General features: G+C 69.0%; 17 protein-coding genes and 1 riboswitch. Of the genes, 16 read left to right on the top strand and 1 reads right to left on the bottom strand.

Going from position 1 to position 19,844, the window contains the following annotated elements; all coding sequences use genetic code 11:
* Positions 1 to 529 precede the first annotated feature (529 nt).
* The 16 genes from B4M60_RS14655 (at position 530) to B4M60_RS14580 (ending at position 19,643) form a co-directional block, all read left to right on the top strand.
* The gene (locus B4M60_RS14655; RefSeq protein ID WP_414646817.1) at positions 530 to 1,930 is read left to right on the top strand and encodes a glutamate decarboxylase; all 1,401 of its coding nucleotides are present in this window, start codon (positions 530 to 532) and stop codon (positions 1,928 to 1,930) included.
* 106 nt (positions 1,931 to 2,036) lie between these two features.
* Positions 2,037 to 2,738 (top strand): hypothetical protein, encoded by a 702-nt coding sequence (locus tag B4M60_RS14650; protein WP_291085673.1) that lies wholly within the window; start codon positions 2,037 to 2,039, stop codon positions 2,736 to 2,738.
* 79 nt (positions 2,739 to 2,817) lie between these two features.
* Positions 2,818 to 3,897, top strand: coding sequence for a linear amide C-N hydrolase (locus tag B4M60_RS14645; RefSeq protein WP_291085670.1), 1,080 nt, complete (start codon positions 2,818 to 2,820; stop codon positions 3,895 to 3,897).
* A gap of 174 nt (positions 3,898 to 4,071) precedes the next feature.
* A complete protein-coding gene (gene adhE, locus B4M60_RS14640; protein WP_291085667.1) occupies positions 4,072 to 6,678 on the top strand; it encodes a bifunctional acetaldehyde-CoA/alcohol dehydrogenase in 2,607 nt (868 codons plus the stop codon).
* Position 6,679: 1 nt separating this feature from the next.
* On the top strand, positions 6,680 to 7,117 hold the full coding sequence (locus B4M60_RS14635) for an SRPBCC family protein (RefSeq protein ID WP_291085664.1): 438 nt from the start codon (positions 6,680 to 6,682) through the stop codon (positions 7,115 to 7,117).
* Between the two features lie 123 nt (positions 7,118 to 7,240).
* Complete coding sequence (locus B4M60_RS14630; protein ID WP_291085661.1) at positions 7,241 to 8,380, top strand: hypothetical protein; 1,140 nt, start codon at positions 7,241 to 7,243, stop codon at positions 8,378 to 8,380.
* 87 nt (positions 8,381 to 8,467) lie between these two features.
* On the top strand, positions 8,468 to 10,765 hold the full coding sequence (secA2, locus tag B4M60_RS14625) for an accessory Sec system translocase SecA2 (RefSeq protein WP_291085658.1): 2,298 nt from the start codon (positions 8,468 to 8,470) through the stop codon (positions 10,763 to 10,765).
* Positions 10,762 to 11,526, top strand: coding sequence for a CDP-alcohol phosphatidyltransferase family protein (locus B4M60_RS14620; protein ID WP_291085655.1), 765 nt, complete (start codon positions 10,762 to 10,764; stop codon positions 11,524 to 11,526). The genes secA2 and B4M60_RS14620 overlap by 4 nt, the downstream gene beginning before the upstream one ends.
* A 47-nt stretch (positions 11,527 to 11,573) precedes the next feature.
* Positions 11,574 to 11,978 carry a glycine cleavage system protein GcvH gene (gcvH, locus tag B4M60_RS14615; RefSeq protein ID WP_291085652.1) on the top strand — a complete coding sequence of 135 codons (405 nt, stop codon included), beginning with the start codon at positions 11,574 to 11,576 and terminating at the stop codon, positions 11,976 to 11,978.
* Between the two features lie 117 nt (positions 11,979 to 12,095).
* The gene (gene odhI / locus B4M60_RS14610; RefSeq protein WP_291085730.1) at positions 12,096 to 12,515 is read left to right on the top strand and encodes an oxoglutarate dehydrogenase inhibitor Odhl; all 420 of its coding nucleotides are present in this window, start codon (positions 12,096 to 12,098) and stop codon (positions 12,513 to 12,515) included.
* A complete protein-coding gene (locus B4M60_RS14605) occupies positions 12,512 to 13,246 on the top strand; it encodes a MerR family transcriptional regulator (RefSeq protein WP_291085649.1) in 735 nt (244 codons plus the stop codon). Before odhI ends, B4M60_RS14605 begins: the two co-directional genes overlap by 4 nt.
* A gap of 69 nt (positions 13,247 to 13,315) precedes the next feature.
* A complete protein-coding gene (locus B4M60_RS14600) occupies positions 13,316 to 13,816 on the top strand; it encodes a bifunctional nuclease family protein (protein WP_291085727.1) in 501 nt (166 codons plus the stop codon).
* Positions 13,817 to 14,106: 290 nt separating this feature from the next.
* Positions 14,107 to 14,706 (top strand): MerR family transcriptional regulator, encoded by a 600-nt coding sequence (locus tag B4M60_RS14595; RefSeq protein WP_291085724.1) that lies wholly within the window; start codon positions 14,107 to 14,109, stop codon positions 14,704 to 14,706.
* A gap of 34 nt (positions 14,707 to 14,740) precedes the next feature.
* A riboswitch (glycine riboswitch) is annotated at positions 14,741 to 14,837 on the top strand.
* A gap of 175 nt (positions 14,838 to 15,012) precedes the next feature.
* Positions 15,013 to 17,907, top strand: a complete 2,895-nt coding sequence (gene gcvP / locus B4M60_RS14590) for an aminomethyl-transferring glycine dehydrogenase (protein WP_291085646.1) — start codon at positions 15,013 to 15,015, stop codon at positions 17,905 to 17,907.
* A 48-nt stretch (positions 17,908 to 17,955) separates the two neighbouring features.
* Positions 17,956 to 18,783: a hypothetical protein gene (locus B4M60_RS14585; RefSeq protein WP_291085643.1), complete on the top strand. Its 828-nt coding sequence runs from the start codon at positions 17,956 to 17,958 to the stop codon at positions 18,781 to 18,783.
* Positions 18,784 to 18,809: 26 nt separating this feature from the next.
* Entirely contained in the window at positions 18,810 to 19,643 is an 834-nt protein-coding gene (locus B4M60_RS14580; RefSeq protein ID WP_291085640.1) for an alpha/beta fold hydrolase, read from the top strand.
* A gap of 84 nt (positions 19,644 to 19,727) precedes the next feature.
* On the opposite strand, the gene B4M60_RS14575 is transcribed toward B4M60_RS14580, so the two are convergent.
* Positions 19,728 to 19,844, bottom strand: a 117-nt coding sequence (locus B4M60_RS14575) for an SDR family oxidoreductase (RefSeq protein WP_291085721.1), incomplete at its 5' end; no start/stop codon positions are given.

Here is a 19,844-nt window from a genome sequence, read left to right as displayed (position 1 = left end):
GGCGCCCCCCGGGGGGACTTCTCCGCGCGCCGCTCGGGCGCGTTTGCGCACCTGACGCGGCGTCAAACCGGTGTGACCGGCACCTCCGCCCCACTCCTGACGGGTGCCGACGCGGATAAGCTTCTCTTGGCAATAGGATTCGTTTTTGGTGGCGGGGAAGCATCCGGTACCGGATGCCGGGTGTCCGGAACCGGGCGCGACGGCCGATCACGAGGTGGAGCCTCGGGATCGAGTGGAAGGAACAGCCCGAGTTGACACCTCACCCCCAGGCAGGGATCCCGCGGACTCCGCGACCCATCGGCTCGACCAGGGCGAGCCGGCAGGATCCGCGCGGGGTGGCGGTAACCGGTTCACCACCGCGGTCGCGGTGATCGTGGGGCTCACCGTGGCGTTCCCCGCCGCGTCCCCCCGGGCAGCCCGCAGGAATCGTCACGACACCACAGACCGGCCCTACCCGCCGGTCGAGGTGTGACGCTCCTCCCCAAACCACACCAACCCTTTCCACCACATCCAGAGAAACGAGGCCCCTGTGTCTGAGAGATATCGCTATTCCGTGGAGCAGTCGGACGAGGCCCAGCTGGGCATCAACCCGGTGTTCGCGCGGCCGGGCGAGGCCACGACCCTGCCGAAGTTCGAGCTGCCCGAGTCCATGATGGCGGGCGACACGGCGTATCAGATCGTCCATGACGAGGCGATGCTCGACGGGAACTCGCGGCTCAACCTCGCGACCTTCGTCTCGACGTGGATGGACGAGAACGCCCAGAAGATCTACGCCGAGACGGCCGACAAGAACATGATCGACAAGGACGAGTACCCGGCCACGGCCGCGATCGAGGACCGCTGCTGGCGGATCCTCGCCGATCTGTGGAACGTCCCGGACACGGACGACACCATCGGGACCTCGACGGTCGGCTCGTCCGAGGCGTGCATGCTCGGCGGCCTGGCCCTCAAGCGGTTGTGGCAGGAGCGTCGCCGCGCGGAGGGTAAGTCCACCGAGAAGCCGAACCTCATCCTCTCGGCCGGCGTCCAGGTGGTCTGGGAGAAGTTCTGCAACTACTGGGACGTCGAGGCGCGCTACGTGCCCGTCACCGAGGAGCACCTCGTGCTCGACGGCTTCGAGCTCGAGAAGTACGTCGACGAGAACACGATCGGCGTCGTCGCGATCCTCGGCCAGACCTACACCGGCCTGTACGAGCCGGTGAAGGAGATCGCGGAGAAGCTGGACGAGATCCAGGCGTCGACGGGGCTCGACGTCAAGATCCATGTGGACGGGGCGTCGGGCGCGATGGTCGCACCGTTCTGCCAGCCCGATTTGGAATGGGATTTCAAGGTCGATCGGGTCAACTCGATCAGCACGTCCGGGCACAAGTACGGCCTGGTCTACCCCGGCGTGGGGTGGGTCGTGTGGCGGACGAAGGCTGTCTGCCCGGAGAGCCTGATCTTCCACGTCAGCTACCTCGGTGGGGACATGCCCACCCTGGCGCTGAACTTCTCGCGCTCCGGCGCCCAGGTCCTGCTGCAGTACTACCAGTTCCTGCGGCTGGGACGGGAGGGGTACCGGGCGGTTCAGCAGGGGTCGATCGACGTCGCGACGTTCCTGTCCTCGAAGATCGGTGCGATGGAGCCGTTCGAGCTGGTGAGCAAGGGCGATACCATCCCGGTCTTCGCGTGGAAGCTCAAGAGCGGTGACCGCAACTGGGACCTCTACGACCTCGCGGACCGGTTGCGGATGCGTGGCTGGCAGGTTCCCGCCTACCCCATGCCCGACGACATGTCCGACCTCGTCGTGCAGCGGATCGTGGTGAGGCTCGGACTCAGTCGTGACCTGGCCGAGCTGCTCCTGGCCGCGATCGTGGAGGAAGTCGACTTCCTCGAGAACCTCGACGCCCCGATCCCGCGCGAGCGGCAGCGCACCTCCTTCGCGCACTGAGTTCTGCGGGAGGCCCGGCGGTGAGGGCGACAGGGTCGTTCACGTCCTCACCGGCCGGGGCTCCCCGGAGCACCATGGCCCGCATTCTCAGGAAGGTTCCCACTTGATGACCAGATCCCCGGCCGGGACCTCTTCTCGCCGGCAGAGCCCGTTCCTGGCGCCCACTCTCACCAAGCAGAGTGTCTCCTTCATGATCGGCTCGACCTTGTTCGCGGTGGGGACAGCGGTCGGGATCTGGGACCTGGGCTCGTCCAACCTCACCAACATCCTCTGCTTCGTCGGCGCCTGGTTCTTCACCGCGGCCGGTCTGATGCAGTTCGTCCTGAGCGGCGCCTCGACGACCGAGGTCGACTACGGGACCGGCACGATGTTCCGGGCGGTGTGGCTGGCGGCCGCCATCCAGAGCGTGGGCACGATCCTGTTCAACGTCAGCACCAGTGCGGCCCTGTCCGCGCGGACCGTGGCCGCCGAGGAACGGCTGGTGTGGAACCCCGACGCCGGTGGGTCCGTGGCGTTCCTCGTCAGCGCGGCATTCGTCTACGTCGCCTTCTACCGGGAGCGGGGAAGGCTCTGGGAACCCGGCCGGTCGGAATGGTGGGGTTCGCACATCAACATGATCGGATGCGTGGCGTTCGGTATCTCCGCCGTGGGGGCGTTCATCCTCTCCGACGGCTCCCTGGCCGACGCATCGGTGGCCAATTGGGGCACTCTCGTCGGCGCGATCTGCTTCTTCGTGGCATCGGCGATCGCACTTCCTCAGTTGGCGTGGAACCGTCGAGCCGCCCTCGCGGACGAGATGGCCGTGTAACCGACCTGCTCAGTACGCCCACCACAGCACCACCGTAGGTGCCTGGACATAAAGAACATCGAAGGGAAGTTGGCTTCATATGTGTACACGCGTTGTCTGGCCTGACGCCGCCGGTTCGGTCATCGTCGGCCGGAACATGGATTTCCACATGGATCTCCTCACCAATCTCTGGAAGTTCCCCCGCGGGATCGAACGGACCGACGGGGTCGAGGGCGCGCTCGCCTGGAAGTCGAAGTACGGAAGCATCGTCGCCACCGCCTTCGACCTCATCGCCACCGACGGGATGAACGAAGCCGGCTTCGCCGGACACATCCTGTGGCTCGCGGAGTCCGACTACGGCAAGCCCGAGCCGTCGGCCACCCAGCTCAGCCAGTCGGTCTGGCTGCAGTACTACCTGGACAACTTCGCAACCGTGGCGGAGGCGGTCCAGTGGACGGTCGACTCCCAGGTGGAGATCGCCCAGTTGTTCGACCCGACGGGCCACCTCGTGCCGACGCTGCATCTCGCGATCAACGATGCGTCAGGCGACTCGGCGATCATCGAGTACACCGGGGGCAAGCCCGACGTCTACCACAGCCGTGACTACAAGGTCATGACCAATTCCCCGACGTTCGACAAGCAGCTGGAGCTGGTCAAGCAGATCGAGGGACTCGGCGGAGACAAGCAGTTGCCGGGCTCCACCCTGGCGAGCGACAGGTTCGCCCGCGCCTCGTTCTACGTCGAGCACCAGGTCCAGCCGAAATCGCAGCTCGACGCGATCGCCGCGATGTTCAGCATCATCCGGAACGCGGCGCAGCCGTTCCGGACGCCCGAGCCCGGCAAGCCGGACGCGTCGCAGACGATCTGGCAGGTGGTGCTCGACCTCACCAACAAGCGCTACGTCTTCGAATCGACCACCAGGCCGAACATCGTCTGGGTGGACCTCGACGATGTCGACTTCGGCGAGGGCGCGGGGGTCAGCAAGCTCGACCTGGTCGGGCGGCTGGCGCTGGAGGGTGGGCTCGCCGGGAACGTGACCGAGGAGTTCCACGACGTCGGGGAGTTGGGCAGCGAGGTGGTCGCCACCGGCGTGAAGGCTCTGGAGTACATCGCCCGGAAGCAGGACGAGTTCGCCGCTCTGGCGAGCGCCGTGCAGGATCTGGTCGGCTCCAAGAAGTAGAGCGTCCGACGAAGGGGTGCCGGTCCGTGGGACCGGCACCCCTTCGTCTGTGTATTCCGGGTATTCCGGATAGCGCGGAGGCGATTACCCGGTGAGGACTCTCTCACGGGGGTACGGTCGGATCACCAATCGGGCGGCCCAGTGGCGCCGCCGACGCCGTGACCAGGGGGCTCCATGACCGATACCCACGACACCGAGATCCGCCGAGACGCCGACGAGTGGTCGGGAATCGACACGGCCGTGGTCGACTCCGCCGTCGCCGACGCCGTCGGTGCGGCCGAGGCGTTCCGGCGGTTCGACCAGCAGCAGGTCGACGCGATCGTCGAGGCCATGGCTCGGGCGGGTATCCGGGCGGCGGGGGAGCTCGCCGCCACCGCCATCGAGGAGACCGGTTTCGGTGTGTTCGAGGACAAGGTGGTCAAGAACTACGTGGCCACCGAGTTTCTCTACGACTACCTCCGGGACAAGAAGTCCGTGGGCGTGATCGAGGAGGACATCCCGCGCAACATCGAGCGCATCGCCGAGCCGATCGGCGTGGTCCTGGCGATCACCCCGGTCACCAACCCCACCTCGACCGTGCTCTACAAGGCCATCGTCGCGGCCAAGACCCGCAACGCGGTGATCTTCCGCCCGTCGCCCATGGCCGTGCGCTCGTGTGAGCGGACGGTCGAGATCCTGCGGGAGGCCGCGGAGGCGGCCGGGATGCCTCCGGGTGCGCTGCAGGTGCTGCCCCAGGCCGAGCACGAGGTCACCCACTACCTCTTCGCGCATCCCGACGTCGACTTCATCTGGGTGACCGGCGGTCAGAAGATCGTCAGCCTGGCCAACTCCGCCGGCAAACCCGCGCTCGGAGTGGGGCCCGGCAACGCGCCCGTCTACCTCCACCGCACGGCCGACATCAAGGGGGCCGTGGTGGACACCCTGATCTCCAAGACCTTCGACGCCTCCGTCATCTGCCCCGCGGAGCAGACCTGCATCATCGACGACCCGATCTACGACGAGACGGTGGCCGAATTCCGGCGCATGGGCGCACATCTGCTCTCTCCGGACGAGGCCCGGACCTTGGCCGACTTCGCGTTCGGGTGCGGCGACAGGGTGAATCCCGAGGCGTTGGGGCAGCAGGCACCCGAGCTGGCCGCGCGGGCCGGCATCGCCGTCGATCCCGCGACCAAGATCCTGTTGGCCGAGCTCCCGTCCGACCTCGGGGAACTCGCCTCGCACCCGCTCGTCCAGGAGAAGCTCATGCCCGTCCTGGGGCTGGTGAGATCCCCGGATGAGCGTCACGGGATCGACGCCGCCGTCCTGGTGACCGAGCACGGGGGACTCGGCCACACCTCGGCGATCTACGCCCGGGACCCCGGTGTCATCGACGCGTACGGGCTGGCCGTCAGAACCGGCCGGATCCTGGTCAACGCCCCCACCGCCGTCGGCGCGCTCGGCGGTATCTACAACAACCTCACGCCCACCTTCTCTCTCGGCTGCGGAACGTGGGGGGGATCGAGCACGACGGAGAACGTCAACTACATGCAACTTCTCAACATCAAGACGGTGTCCCACCGTCGCACGCCGCCCCAGTGGTTCCGTGTGCCCGCCAACACGTTCTTCAACGCCGGCGCGTTGGAGAACCTGCGCGAGGTGCCCTGCACGAGCGTGGTGGTGATCACCGACGTGCTGAGTGAGCAGCGGGGCGTCGTCGACGAGTTGAGGCGCCACCTCCAGGTGGAGCGGCTGAGGGTGTTCAGCGAGGTGGAGCCCGAGCCGGACGAGGCCACCATCCACCGCGGTGTCGATCTGCTCAGGGAGTCACGACCGGACCTGCTCATCGCGATCGGCGGCGGCTCGGTGATCGACGCGGCCAAGGCGATCAGGCTCTTCTACGAGCATCCCGAGGTCAGCCTCGAGGAGCTCGCTCTGCCGTTCCTCGATCCCCGCAAACGGATGGCCCAGTACCCGCAGGATCCGCACACGTTGCGTCTGGTGGCCGTTCCCACGACCTCGGGTACCGGGTCGGAGGTGTCGCCCGCCGCGGTGCTCACCGTGGGTGACCGCAAGGAGACGCTGGTCGACTACTCGCTGGTGCCGGACATGGCGATCGTGGATCCCGTGCTCACCCTGTCCATGCCCCGCACCCTGACCGTCGACACCGGCGTGGACGCCCTGACCCATGCGCTGGAGGCGGCGGCGTCGATCTTCGCCTCGCCGTTCACCGACGCGTTCTGCGTGCAGGCCGCGCGGCTGATCTTCGACGCTCTCCCGCGCGCCTACGACAACCCGGACGACCTCGACGCGCGGACGGACATGTCCAACGCCGCCACGCTCGCCGGCCTCGCGTTCTCCAATGCGTTCGTCGGGACCAACCACGCCCTCGCACACGCGGTCGGCGCCCGGTTCGGCATCGCGCACGGTCGGGCGAACGGCGTCTTCCTTCCCCACGTCCTCAGGTACAACGCGAGCCTCCCGACCAAGTTCATGCCGGCCCCCGGGTACTCGGCCTATATCGCCCCGGACAAGTACGCCCAGCTCGGCCGCGTGGTGTTCGGCGGACGCGAGCCCGAGGAGAGTCGCGGCAGGCTCTTCGACGGCGTGGACGGCCTCCTGCGCCGATTGGACATGCCACGGACGCTCGCCGAGCTGGGCATCCCCGAAGAGGTGTTCCTCGCGGCGCTGCCGGAGTTGGCGATGACCGCCTTCCAGGACCTGAGCAACCGCACCAATCCACGCATGCCGCTGATCGCCGAACTCACCGAGCTGCTCCGGCTCGGCTACTACGGGAAGGCCTGAGATGCCCACTGATACCGCGCATCGGACGGTGGAGATCGCCGCGCCGTTGTCCACCGTCCTCGACACGATCCGCGACCTCGAGGGCCAGCCCGAGTGGGTCCCGGAGATCCTGGAAGCCGAGGTCCTCGAGGTGTACGAGGACGACGGGCTTCCCGCCACCGCCCGGTTCAAGGCCTCGGCCACGGTCGGCACCGACGCCTACGTCCTGTCCTACGAACACCGTGACGACGGGATGGACTGGTCGATGGTCGAGGGGCGTCTGCAGACCGGGCAGGAGGGGCGGTACGACCTCGTGGAGACCGGTCCGGGTTCGACCTCGGTCTCGTTCCGACTGACCATCCACCACAATCTCCCCATTCCGGGGCTTCTCCGTCGACGCGTGATCAAGGGTCTGGTCGACAACACGGTGAACGGCTTGAAGAAGCACCTCGAAGCCTGAGAGTGTGACCTGCGACCCCTCCTGTGGACGCAGGGAACACGGGGCCTGGGCCCACCGTTGTATCCGGTGAGGTAGACCCGTGACACTTGACGCGCCCACGGGGCGCGGGGCGAGGAGAGGCGCATGGTTGACGAGCGCACGCCGCGGACGGCCCGGGAACGGATCGTGTCCGATGTCGACCGGATGTGCAGGGGAGTGGGGGACGTCCCGGTCGCGGAGTTGTCCGACCGCTCGGCACTGCTGGTGGCGTGCGGTCTGGTGGAGCCGAGGATCACGGACGTCGTGCTCACCCGCCTGCACCAGAACATGGCGTTCCCCACCGTCGGGGGGTTCAACCAGATCCGGATCATCGAAGAGCAGCGTCACGACCTTCGTCGGATCATCGCGACCCCGGTCCCGTCGGTGCTCCGGATGGCGCTGAGGACCCGCCTGGCCGACCTCGACCGTCGGTACCTCCTCCTGCGGACAGGCTTCACCCGGGGCGCCGGCGTCTTCGCCTTCCGCATCAAGGACATCCGGGTCGATCGCCGGCGCGGCGTGCATCTGGACACGGACGATCGCGGACGGCTCTTCGACGCCCTCGCGTCCACGCCCACCATGGCCCCGGTGCCTCTCGTGCCCCGGACCCTCGCCGAGCTGGGAACGGCGGCCGCGGCCTACGGTCAGCGGGAGATGGGGAGGGTCGTCCTGCCCCCGCGTGTCCAGTCGGTCGTCCAATCCCTGCCGTCGCTGCCCCAGATCAGGGCGGATCGCCGCCGGATCCCGGAGATGTACACCGCGATGATCATGGAGGTCGGTGGGCTGTACGACAGGCTGCTGCGGGCCTACGCCCGCGGCGGCCGATCGGTGGAGGAGGTCCGGCTGCAGTTCGACCCGGAGAACGAGGTAGTCGGGCTCGCGGGCGATCTCTGCAGGCTCCGCGAGGCGGCCGCCGCCGCGGGCGTCCCGCCCGCGCGGGACGGATTCACCACGCTCACGGGGATGGGGGAGGCCATCGACGGAGTGTGGGCCGAGGTGATCGAGCGGGCGGTGGCGTTCCGCGAGCTCGTCGAGTCCGTGGAGGCCCGTGCCGCCCTCGCGGTGTCCGAGGCCGCGAGGGTCGACGACATCGCCCGCGAGAACGGGGTGCGACCGCCGTCCGGTGCCTATGCCCCCACCCCTGCGGACCTCGCTGCCGAGCACCTGGCGGCCCGGGCGGGGGATCGGATGCTCTCGACCGACGCGATGCGCAGGTTGCGCGGCCAGCTGGACCCCGACCGCTAGCACCGCCGCCGGTGGGGTGCGCCGCCGGTGGCGTTCCCCCCTGCGTACGGTGGGACCATCTGATCGTCACCGGGAAGGACTCCACGCGTGGGATTCGCCAACCGCTTCTGGAAGCTCATGGGCTCCACCCAAGGCCGGGACACCTCGCGCGCGCAGAGCGCGGTCGAGGCGTCCCACGGGTTCGACGACTGGGCCGGGGGGATAGACGACGACGAGTTCGCCGACGCGGCACACGACCTGCAGCTCTTCGGGGATTCCGCCGAGGATCTCGCCAGGTTCCTCGCGCTGGCCCGGGAGGCGGCCTCCCGGGCTGTCGACATGAGGCCGTTCGATGTGCAACTCCAGGGAGCGCTGCGCATGTTCGCGGGCGATGTGGTGGAGATGGCGACGGGCGAGGGCAAGACGCTCTCGGGTGCGATCGCCGCGGCGGGTTACGCCCTCCAGGGACACACGGTCCACATCATCTCCGTCAACGACTACCTGGCAGCCCGGGACGCCCGGTGGATGGGGCCCATGTTCGAACTCCTCGGGCTGACCGTCGGTCATGTCACGGAGTCGTCGACCCGTGAGGAGCGTCGGGTCGCGTACTCGTGCGACATCACCTACGGGTCGGTGTCCGAGATAGGGTTCGACGTCCTCCGGGAGCAGTTGGTCACCGATCCGGCGGACCTCATCGCGCCCACAACGGACGTTGCGCTGGTGGACGAGGCGGATTCGGTGCTGGTCGACGAGGCGCTGGTGCCCCTGGTCCTGGCCGGATCGACCTCCGGCGAGGCCCCCACGGGCGAGATCCTCTCGGCGGTCCGGAAGCTGCGTCCGGGGCGGCACTACGAGACCGACTCGGACAAGCGCAACATCTTCCTCACCGACGACGGTGCGGAGGCGATCGAGAACGAACTCGGCATCGGCGACCTGTACGACGCCGACCACGTGGGGACGACGCTGGTCCAGGTCAACGTGGCGCTCCACGCCTGCTTCCTGCTCCGTCGGGACGTGGACTACATCGTCCGCGACGGACGGGTCCAGCTCGTCAACGCCTCCCGCGGACGCGTCGCGGAGCTCCAGAGGTGGCCGGACGGACTCCAGGCGGCCGTCGAGGCCAAGGAGGGTGTCACGGTGTCCGAAGCCGGGCAGATTCTCGACAGCATCACGGTGCAGGCGTTCATCGGCAGGTACGACCGGGTGTGCGGGATGACGGGCACCGCGCTCGCCGCGGGGGCGCAGCTTCGTGAGTTCTACTCACTCGGAGTGTCCCAGATCGAGCCCAACACCCCGACCATCCGTGTGGACGAGGCCGACCGCACCTACATCGACACCGACAGCAAGACACGGGCACTGGTCGAGCACATCGCGCGGATCCACGCGACGGGCCAACCGGTGCTCGTCGGGACCCACGACGTGGCCGAGTCCGAGGACCTGGCGGCGCGGCTGTCGGAGAAGGGCGTCGCGTGCGTGGTCCTCAATGCCAAGAACGACGAGGAGGAGGCGGCGATCATCGCCGAGGCGGGCGACGTGGGCAATGTGACCGTCTCGACCCAGATGGCGGGCCGGGGCACCGACATCCGGCTCGGGGGGTCCGACGAGGCTCGCCGCGACGAGGTGGTCGAGCTCGGAGGTCTGCACGTGGTGGGCACGGGCCGGCACCGGACGGAGCGGCTCGACAACCAGCTGCGCGGGCGGGCGGGACGCCAGGGGGACCCCGGGAGCTCGGTGTTCTTCGCGGCGATGGACGACCCCGTCGTCACCTCGGCCCTGGAGCCGGAGAAGATCCCCGACGCGCACGACAGGATGAGTGGACTGCTCAAGGGCAACCGTGGTCGTGACGCGGTCGACCACGCACAGCGGGTCACCGAGGGCGAGATGCTGGCGATCCACTCCAACACGTGGCGCTACAGCCGGCTCCTCGCCGAGCAGCGGGACATCCTGGCCCGGCGCCGGGGGGCGCTGCTACGCACCGAGAAGGCGTTCGAGGAGCTCACCGCCCATGACCCCGAGAGGAGTGCGGCCCTCGTGGAGGCCCACGGCCGCGACGCGGTGGTCCAGGGGTGCCGGGAGATCATGCTCTGGCACCTGGACCGGGGCTGGGCCCGTCACCTGGAGACGATGAACGACGTGCGTGAGTCGATCCACCTCCGGGCGCTGGGGAGGGAGAACCCCCTGGACGAGTTCCACCGCATCGCGATCGACCATTTCCGCGATCTCGCCGCGGACGCCGTCGCGGAGTCCGAGGCGACGTTCGCTGAGATCGAGTTCACCGACTCCGGAGTCGACCTGGCGGCCAACGCGATGGCGCGGCCCACCTCGACGTGGACGTACATGGTCCACGACAACCCGATGGCGGCGGGGGGCAACGTCTTCTCGGGGATGATGTCCACCTTCCGATGAACGCTGCGCGTGAGGGCAGGCGCGAGACCGACCTCCGGGAATGGCGGACGGGCGAGGGCAAGGTCCTCGGCGCCCGGATTCCGCCGCCACGCGACGGTCACCTCTCGGCCGCGGTCCCGCCGGGGCTCGGGCCCGAACCGCGTCCGGGGGATCCCGAGGTCAGCGACCGCTTCTGGACCCTTCCCAATGTCATCTCGTTGGGTCGCATCGCGCTGATCCCGGTCCTCATCGTGAGCATCCTCGTGTGGGAGGACCCGACGCTCGCCCTGTGGATCCTCGGCGCACTGGTGGTCTCGGACTGGCTCGACGGCAAGATCGCGCGACTGTGGAACATGCGGTCGACCTGGGGAGAACGGCTCGACCCGATCGCCGACCGTGTCCTGGTGGCCTCGGTGCCGGTGGCGTTCGCCGTGGCCGGGTACATCCCCGTGTGGATCGTCGTGATGCTGCTGGCGCGTGACGCGCTGCTGGTGGGGACCCTGCCGCTGTATCGCAGGCGAGGGATCGAGCCCGAGGTCACCTATCTCGGCAAGGCCGCCACGTTCGCGCTGTTCTGGTCGCTGCCGCTTCTCCTGGCCGGGCACGCGGGGGTGCTCGGCGGTGAGGGGCTCCGCATTCTGGGGCAGGCGTGTCTGTACTGGGGCGTGGGGCTGTACACCTGGAGTGGAGCCGTCTACCTGTGGCAGGCGTGGAGGGTCGCGCGAGCCGTATCCCCGGAGCGCACCGGATCGACTGCCGCAGGTCACCGGGACGGTGTGTAATGTCGCCAGGTGGAATCGGAAGTGATCCACGCGAGAAGGGCACGCCAGTGAGCGATCAGAACATCCCCGACCAGCTCCGGTACACCGATGAGCACGAGTGGGTGGAACGGGTGTCGGACACGCGGGTCCGCATCGGCATCACCGACTACGCGCAGTCGAAGCTCGGCGACATCGTGTTCGTGCAGCTCCCGGACGTGGGTGGTGAGACGGAGTCGGGAGAACCCTTCGGCGAGGTCGAGTCGCCGAAGAGCGTCTCCGACCTGTACGCGCCGTTGAGCGGGAAGATCGTCGAGGCCAACACCGCCTTGGAGACCTCGCCGGAGCTCGTCAACTCCGATCCGTACGGTGAGGGGTGGATCGTCGTCCTGGAGATCTCGGATGTCGACGATCTCGAGGCACAGCTCGAGCAGACGTTGGACTCCGACGGGTACGCGAAGATCACGGAGGGCTGATCGGGCCCGCCCGCCCCGCCCGCGGGTGGGCGGTCCGGCATAGAATCATTGCACCGCACGGTGAGCCCCTCGTTGGGCTCGGACGAGGAGAGACGAAACGTGACCGAGAACAAGAACATGCCCGAGGCGACCGCCGAGACCACCTCGGTGTTCCGTGCGGAGCTTCTCAACGAGTCCGATCAGCAGGCGGCCCAGTCGGAGTCGACCGTCACCGGTGTTGAGGGTCTGCCGGAGGGTCAGGCCCTCCTGGTGGTCAAGCGGGGCCCCAACGCCGGTTCCCGTTTCCTCCTGGACCAGGCCACCACGTCGGCCGGTCGGCACCCGGACAGTGACATCTTCCTCGACGACGTCACCGTGAGTCGTCGGCACGCGGAGTTCCGCAGCGAGAGCGGGACCTTCACGGTCGTGGACGTCGGTTCGCTCAACGGCACCTACGTCAATCGCGAGCCCGTGGACTCGGCGTCGTTGTCGAACGGCGACGAGGTCCAGATCGGCAAGTTCCGTCTGGTATTCCTGACGGGTACGCCCGGGCAGTGACCGCCGCCGGACACGGCGCCGCGCACGATGGGCACCTGTCCATCGGCGGCGTCATCGCACTCCTGGTCGCGGAGTTCCCGGACCTCACGGTGTCGAAGGTCCGGTTCCTCGAGAACGAAGGTCTGGTCACCCCGGAGCGGACCGCCAGCGGCTACCGACGGTTCAGTCCCGGGGACCGTGAGCGGCTGCGCTACGTGCTCACCGCGCAGCGTGACCGCTACCTGCCGCTGAAGGTGATCAGGGAGGAACTCGACGCTCTCGATTCGGCGATCGCCGACGGGTCCACCACGGCCCTGCTCCCACGGTCGGGAGCGGAGAGCGTTCCGGGCTCGGCTCCGGACGACTTCCGCAGCGACACGGTCCTGAGGCTGACCCGTGAGACCGTGATCGAGAACTCCGGGGTCGAGGCGGATCTCGTCGACTCCCTGGTGGACGCCGGTCTCATCGTGGCCGGCCCGGGGGGGTTCTACGACCCGGAGGCGGTGCTGGTCGCGAGGACCGCCCGCGACCTTGCCGCCCACGGTGTCGACGTGCGGCACCTCCGGGGGTTCCGGACCGCGGCCGATCGTCAGACGGGTCTCATCACCCAGATCGCCGGGCCCGTCGCGCGTCAGGGGGATGCGGATGCGCGAGACCGCGCGGCCGAACTCGCGCGGGAGATCGCGGCGCTCTCGGTCGCCCTCCATTCCACGCTCGTCACCGTGGCGGTTCGGCACGCGCTGGAACCCTGACCCGCTCGCCCGGCCGTCGATCAGGGTTAGGCTGGGCCCGTGCGAGAGGCGGAGGACATGGGAAAGAACATGCGTGAGGTCGATGTGGTGGGCATCCGCTTCGAGGAACCGGAGTACGCCCCCGTGCTGATCCTGCACGAGAAAGACGGGGGTCGGTACGTGCCGATCTGGATCGGGGCGGCCGAGGCCGCGGCGATCAGCCTGCAGCAGCAGGGGGTGCGACCGGGCAGGCCGTTGACGCACGACCTCGTGGCCACGCTCCTGGAGACCTTCTCCCACCCGCTCGAGCAGGTGGAGATCGTGGGCGTGTCGGAGGGGACGTTCCTCGCCGAACTCGTCTTCGAGGGCAAGCGGGTCTCGGCGCGACCCTCCGATGCCGTGGCGGTGGCGCTCCGCACGTCGTCCCCCGTGCTGGTCAGTCGCGAGGTGCTCGACGAGGTCGGCATCTCGCTGGTGGAGCAGGGCGAGGAGGAGGTCGAGGCCTTCCGCGAGTTTCTCGACCAGGTGAGCCCGGATGATTTCCTCGGTGGCGGGGACGACCCGGAGCGACCGGACGCCTCCACCTCCTGACCGTCTGACCTGGAGGTTCCCTGTCACCACGGGACACATCAGCACCAGTGCGCAGGTCAGGACCATGCCTAAAGTTCAACTTGAGGTTGAGGTTTACCGCGTGTCCTATTGATCGTCGACCTCCGGCGGCCTAGCGTTGGCCCCAGTGAACTACACCGATGGTGTTCACGCGTTCGGGAGTCGGGCTGACCAGCCCGATACTGCGCCGCCATGATCATGGCGGTACCCCACAGCCTGAGGGAGCAATCGTGGCCGACCACACCCGGGATCCGGAGTCGTCCTCCGCCGGCATGCACACGGAGGGTCTCCTCGGAGGCGCCGACGAGGCCACGCAGGCCACGTTCGACGAAGTGCATCCGGGGCTGTTCCCCGATGACGGGATCCCGGACGGCACCAGCGGGTACCGGGTGCCGATCGCGTGCCAGATCGCGGGGATCACCTACCGGCAGCTCGACTACTGGGCCCGGACCGATCTCGTGGTGCCGTCGATCCGCAACGCGGCAGGGTCCGGCAGTCAGCGCCTCTACTCGTTCAAGGACATTCTCGTCCTGAAGATCGTCAAGCAGCTCCTGGACACCGGCATCTCCCTTCAGAACATCCGCAAGGCCGTGGAGCAGATCCGGTCCCGGGGCGTCAAGGACCTCGCCACGATCACCCTCTTCTCGGACGGTCGGACGGTGTTCGAGTGCACGTCCAAGGAGGAGGTGTTCGACCTCCTCCAGGGTGGTCAGGGTGTGTTCGGCATCGGGATCGGCGGCGCGATGCGCGAGCTCGCGGGATCGATCTCGGAGTTCCCCGCCGAAACCGTCTCGGTGGAGGACATCATCGAACCCATGGAGGACGAACTGGCGGCCCGTCGGCGCGCCCGCGCCTCGCGGCGAACGGGTTGATCGACGCCGGTCGTCTAGACTCGGTCCTGCGTTCACGCGACTCACGGGAGAGCCCCGCGGCAACTGCCGCGGGCGCCGAAGGAGCAACTCCTCTCCGAGAATCTCTCAGGCACCCGGACCGTGCAGTCGCTTAACGCCTCTGGAGAGCGGTGGAATCGACCACCCGCCCACGGGGAAAGCAGGGTCCGTTACGGGCCCGGCGAATCTCTCAGGCGCCGGCATCGAGCCGGCAGGGGACAGAGCGGAGAGGGTAGCACCGGCCCGCAGGCCGCCCGTCCGGGTGGCCCCGCCCTTCGAGGAGCACCTGTGACGACGACCCCGCACACCGCACGGACCGGAGGCGAGTTCGTCGCCCGCCATCTGGGACCCGACGCCGACGGCCTGGCCCGGATCCTGGAGACGATCGGGGTGAGGTCGCTCGACGAACTCGCCGAGCAGGCCTTTCCGTCGGTGATCGTCGACGAGCTGGATCGGGATGGTCGGGCGGCGGGGATCGACGCGCTCCCCGAACCGCTGTCGGAGGCCGAGACCCTGGACGCTCTCCGGGAGCTCGCGAACCGCAACACCGTGGCGGTCTCGATGATCGGTCAGGGCTACTACGACACCCTCACCCCGCCGGTGCTCATCCGCAACATCATCGAGAGCCCGGCCTGGTACACCGGCTACACCCCGTACCAGCCGGAGATCAGCCAGGGTCGGCTCGAGGCGCTGCTCAACTTCCAGACCATGGTCTCCGACCTCACCGGCATGGACATGGCCAACGCCTCCATGCTGGACGAGGGCACCGCGGCGGCCGAGGCCATGACCATGCTGCGTCGGTCCAACCGGACGTCGAAGAGCCCCCGCTTCGCCGTCGACGTCGACGTCTTCCCCCAGACCGCGGCGATCCTCGCCACCCGCGCCGAGCCGCTCGGCATCGAGCTGGTCACCACGAACCTCGTCGACGGGGGCCTGCCGGAGGGCGAGTTCTTCGGCGCGCTCGTGCAGACGCCGGGCGCGTCCGGCCGCGTGGCCGACGTGTCGAGGCTGATCGACGAGTGCCACGAGCGGGGCGTCATGGTGGCCGCCGGTGTGGACTTGTTGGCCGCGACCGTCCACACCCCGGCGGGGGAGAAGGGCGCCGACGCGTGTTTCGGCACCACGCAGCGGTTCGGCGTCCCGATGGGCTTCGGCGGACCCCACGCCGGCTTCCTCGCCTGCCGCACGGCCCACGCCCGCAACCTGCCCGGACGTCTGGTCGGCGTGTCGACGGACGCGGACGGCCGCGTCGCCTACCGCCTCGCCCTGCAGACTCGTGAGCAGCACATCCGCCGGGACAAGGCCACGTCCAACATCTGCACCGCGCAGGTCCTGCTCGCCGTCCTCGCGGCGATGTACGCCTCCTACCACGGCGCGTCGGGCCTGGCGGCCATCGCCCGGCGCGTCCACGCCCACGCGGCGGTCCTGGCCGACGGTCTCGTCGCCGCGGGCGTGCAGGTGGTCCACGCGGACTTCTTCGACACCGTTCTCGCCCGGGTTCCCGGCGACGCCGACCGGGTGCTCGCCGCGGCGGCCGAGCGCGGCGTCAACCTGTGGAAGGTCGACGACGACACCGTGTCCATCGCCTGTGACGAGGCGACCACCGGTGTCCACGTCTCGCTGGTGCTCGAGGCGTTCGGCGGTCGGATCGAGGACATCGCCGACACCGGGGCTCTCGAGATCCTCGTGGACCCCACCTACGGTGATCGCACCAGCGAGTACCTGCAGCACGAGGCGTTTGTCCGGTACCGCACCGAGACCGCGATGCTCCGGTACCTGCGGGCGCTCTCGGACAAGGACATGGCGCTCGACCGGACCATGATCCCGCTGGGCTCGTGCACCATGAAGCTCAACGCCACCACGGAGATGGAACCCATCACCTGGCCGGAGTTCAACCGACTCCACCCGTTCGCCCCGGCCGCGCAGACCGGCGGTATCCGGTCACTGGTGGCCGACGTCGAGAAGTGGCTGGTGGACATCACGGGCTACGCCGCGGTCAGCCTGCAGCCCAACGCCGGCAGCCAGGGTGAGTACGCGGGACTGCTCGCGATCCGCGCCTACCACCGGTCCCGCGGCGAGGAGAACCGGACGGTCTGTCTGATCCCGTCCTCGGCCCACGGGACCAACGCCGCCTCGGCCGTCATGGCCGGGATGAAGGTCGTCGTGGTGGCCTGCCGTCCCAACGGTGACGTGGACGTCGACGACCTCCGGACCAAGGTCTCCACGCACGCCGCGGAGCTCGCGGCGATCATGATCACCTACCCGTCCACGCACGGTGTGTTCGAGCACGACATCGAGGAGATCTGCGCGATCGTCCACGACGCGGGTGGCCAGGTGTACATCGACGGTGCCAACCTGAACGCCCTCGTGGGGGTCGCCCGTCCGGGTCGGTTCGGTGGCGATGTCAGTCACCTCAACCTGCACAAGACGTTCTGCATCCCGCACGGCGGTGGGGGTCCCGGGGTGGGCCCGGTCGCCGTGGCCGAGCATCTCCGTGAGTTCCTTCCCGGCCATCCCCACGAGGACGGCCTGGGCTCGGGCGGCGTGGTGTCCGCCGCGGCCTTCGGTTCCGCCTCGATCCTGCCCATCACCTGGGCGTACGTCCGGATGATGGGGGCCGACGGACTGCGGCGGGCCACGCTCACCGCCATCGCGAGCGCCAACTACCTCGCCCGCCGGATCGGCGAGCACTACCCGGTGCTGTACTCGGGAGACGGCGGCTGGGTGGCGCACGAGTGCATCCTCGACCTGCGCCCGCTCATCGACTCCGTGGGGATCTCGATCGACGACGTGGCCAAGCGGCTGGCGGACTACGGCTTCCACGCCCCCACGATGAGCTTCCCGGTGCCCAACACCCTCATGGTGGAGCCCACGGAGAGCGAGGACCTGGCCGAGCTCGACTCGTTCTGTGACGCGATGATTGCCATCCGCACGGAGATCGACCGGGTGGGCGCGGGGGAGTGGACGGTGGAGGACAACCCCCTCCGCGGCGCCCCGCACACCGCGGAGAGCGTCTCGGCCGACGAGTGGGGGCACGCCTACCCGCGGAGCGTGGCGGCGTACCCGCTCGGGGCGTCGTGGCGGCCCAAGGTGTGGCCCGCCGTGCGCCGGATCGACGGCGCGTACGGGGACCGCAACCTGGTCTGCTCCTGCCCGCCCCTCGAGGCGTTCGCGGAGGACTGATCCACGGGCGAGCCGGCGTTGTCGTACCCGCATGAGACCGTGCTGGGCATGACGACGACCGGACCCCGCCCCGTCCCCGCCCTCCCCGCGGCCTGCCTCGACTGGTGCCGCGCCCAACCCCCTGGCGTCCTCGTGGCCGACGAGTACGTGGAGATCGACCTCGACCTGTGGAACATCCGGTTGGCCGAGCGCGGGGTCGACCTACGCCTGGTCGCGGGTGGCCCCGACGGCGGGCGGGTGGAGACCGGCTCCGGCTTCCTCCGCAGGAGCGATCTGTGGGCGGCGGGACGGAGGGCTCGCGGCAGTCTCGAGGAGTCGGTGGTCGCGCTCTACATGTGTGCAGCATGGCTTGCCGGCCACCCACTGCGCTCCGGGATCCGACGCGGGCTCCCGGATTTCCGGGTACCGGAGCGGGATCGTCAGGCCTGGCGGTCCCTCTCCACGCACGGCTATCCGCTGGTCCTCCACGACGTGGTGGATTGGCTCGACGCCCCCGCGGAGGCGATGAACCTGCTGCGTAACGGTGCTCCGCACGGATGCGCGGGCAGGGGGGTGCCGGATCTCGGATTCCCGCTCGCCTCCCTGTACCTGTCCTCGCTGGGCATGGCGTGGTCCGAGCAGAGCATCGTGCCGGTGGACCCGGCAGGTATCGCGAGCCTGGTCCACGCGGGGTGGACCGAGGTCGAGTCGTTCGCCCGGATGACCCCACGCCGCTATCAGCGGTACCTCGACGTGGTGGCAGGGTGGGCGGACGTCGCCGCCGTCGATCCGCTCGTGGTGGAGATGTGGCTCGTGCGTGAGTGGCACGAGCGGCGGACACGGGTCGTCCCCTCGGGGTCCTCGGCCCAGAGCCCTCCCGGAAGCCGACCGTGGTGACGGGCGGGACCGTATAGGGTCCGGGCATGGAACCACGGGAGTACACCGTCGACGTCCCGGTCGGCCGGCTCGACGTCCTCGCTTGGGAGCCGGAGGGAGACGCGCGGGACACCGTTCTGGCGCTCCACGGTTTCCCCGAATCGCCGTGGGAGTGGGAATCCGTCGCCGGCCTCCTCGCCGCCCAGGGGATCCGCGTGATCGCCCCGGCGCAGCGGGGGTACTCGCCGGGCGCCCGCCCCGACCGCGTCGAGGCCTACGCTATCGAGCACCTGGCCGCGGACGCGCTGGCAGTGGTCGACCATCTCGGTCTGGAGAGGGTCCACCTGCTGGGTCACGACTGGGGTGCGTCCGTCGCCTGGTGGTTGGCAGCCCATCATCCGGATCGGGTGGCAACACTCACCGCGGTGTCCATCCCGCACCTCGCGGCGTTCACGGAGGCACTGTCGACAGACCCTGATCAGCAGGCGAGATCGGTGTACTTCACCCTCTTCCGCCAGGAGGGGAAGGCGGAGGACGTCCTCCTCGACGGGGACGCCCGCCGCCTGCGTGCGATGTTCGGTGGGGAGGTGTCGGACGGCGTGGTGGACAGGCACCTCGCCCTGGTCGGCGACCGTGCGGGACTGACGGGGGCACTCAACTGGTATCGCGCCATGCGCCGGTACGACCTCCCCGAGGTCTCGGTGCCCACGACGTACCTGTGGGGTGAGGACGACATGGCGGTCGCGCGGTCGGGTGCGGAGTCGACCGCCGACTGGGTGACGGCGGACTACCGGTTCGTCCCGCTCGCGGGGAGGGGGCACTGGCTCCCGGAGCAGGTCCCCGACGTGGTCGCGAGGGAAGTCCTCGCTCGCCTGGGCTGACCGCACCCTGACCGCACGGTCCCGGCGGCCCCGGCGGCCCTGGCGGCCCCGGCAGGCTCGCGGAGTGGGGCACGCCGTGGGCCGTCACTTGATGGCGGCTCCCGCGTCGACCGGGAGGGACACGCCGGTGATGTAGCGGGCCTCGTCGGAGACCAGGAACGCCACCGCGTTGGAGATGTCGATCGACTCCACCCACGGGAC

The sequence above is a fragment of the Dietzia sp. UBA5065 genome (assembly GCA_002415925.1).
In the GTDB taxonomy this organism is placed as follows: Bacteria; Actinomycetota; Actinomycetes; order Mycobacteriales; family Mycobacteriaceae; genus Dietzia.
This window is presented reverse-complemented; position numbering and strand designations above follow the sequence as displayed.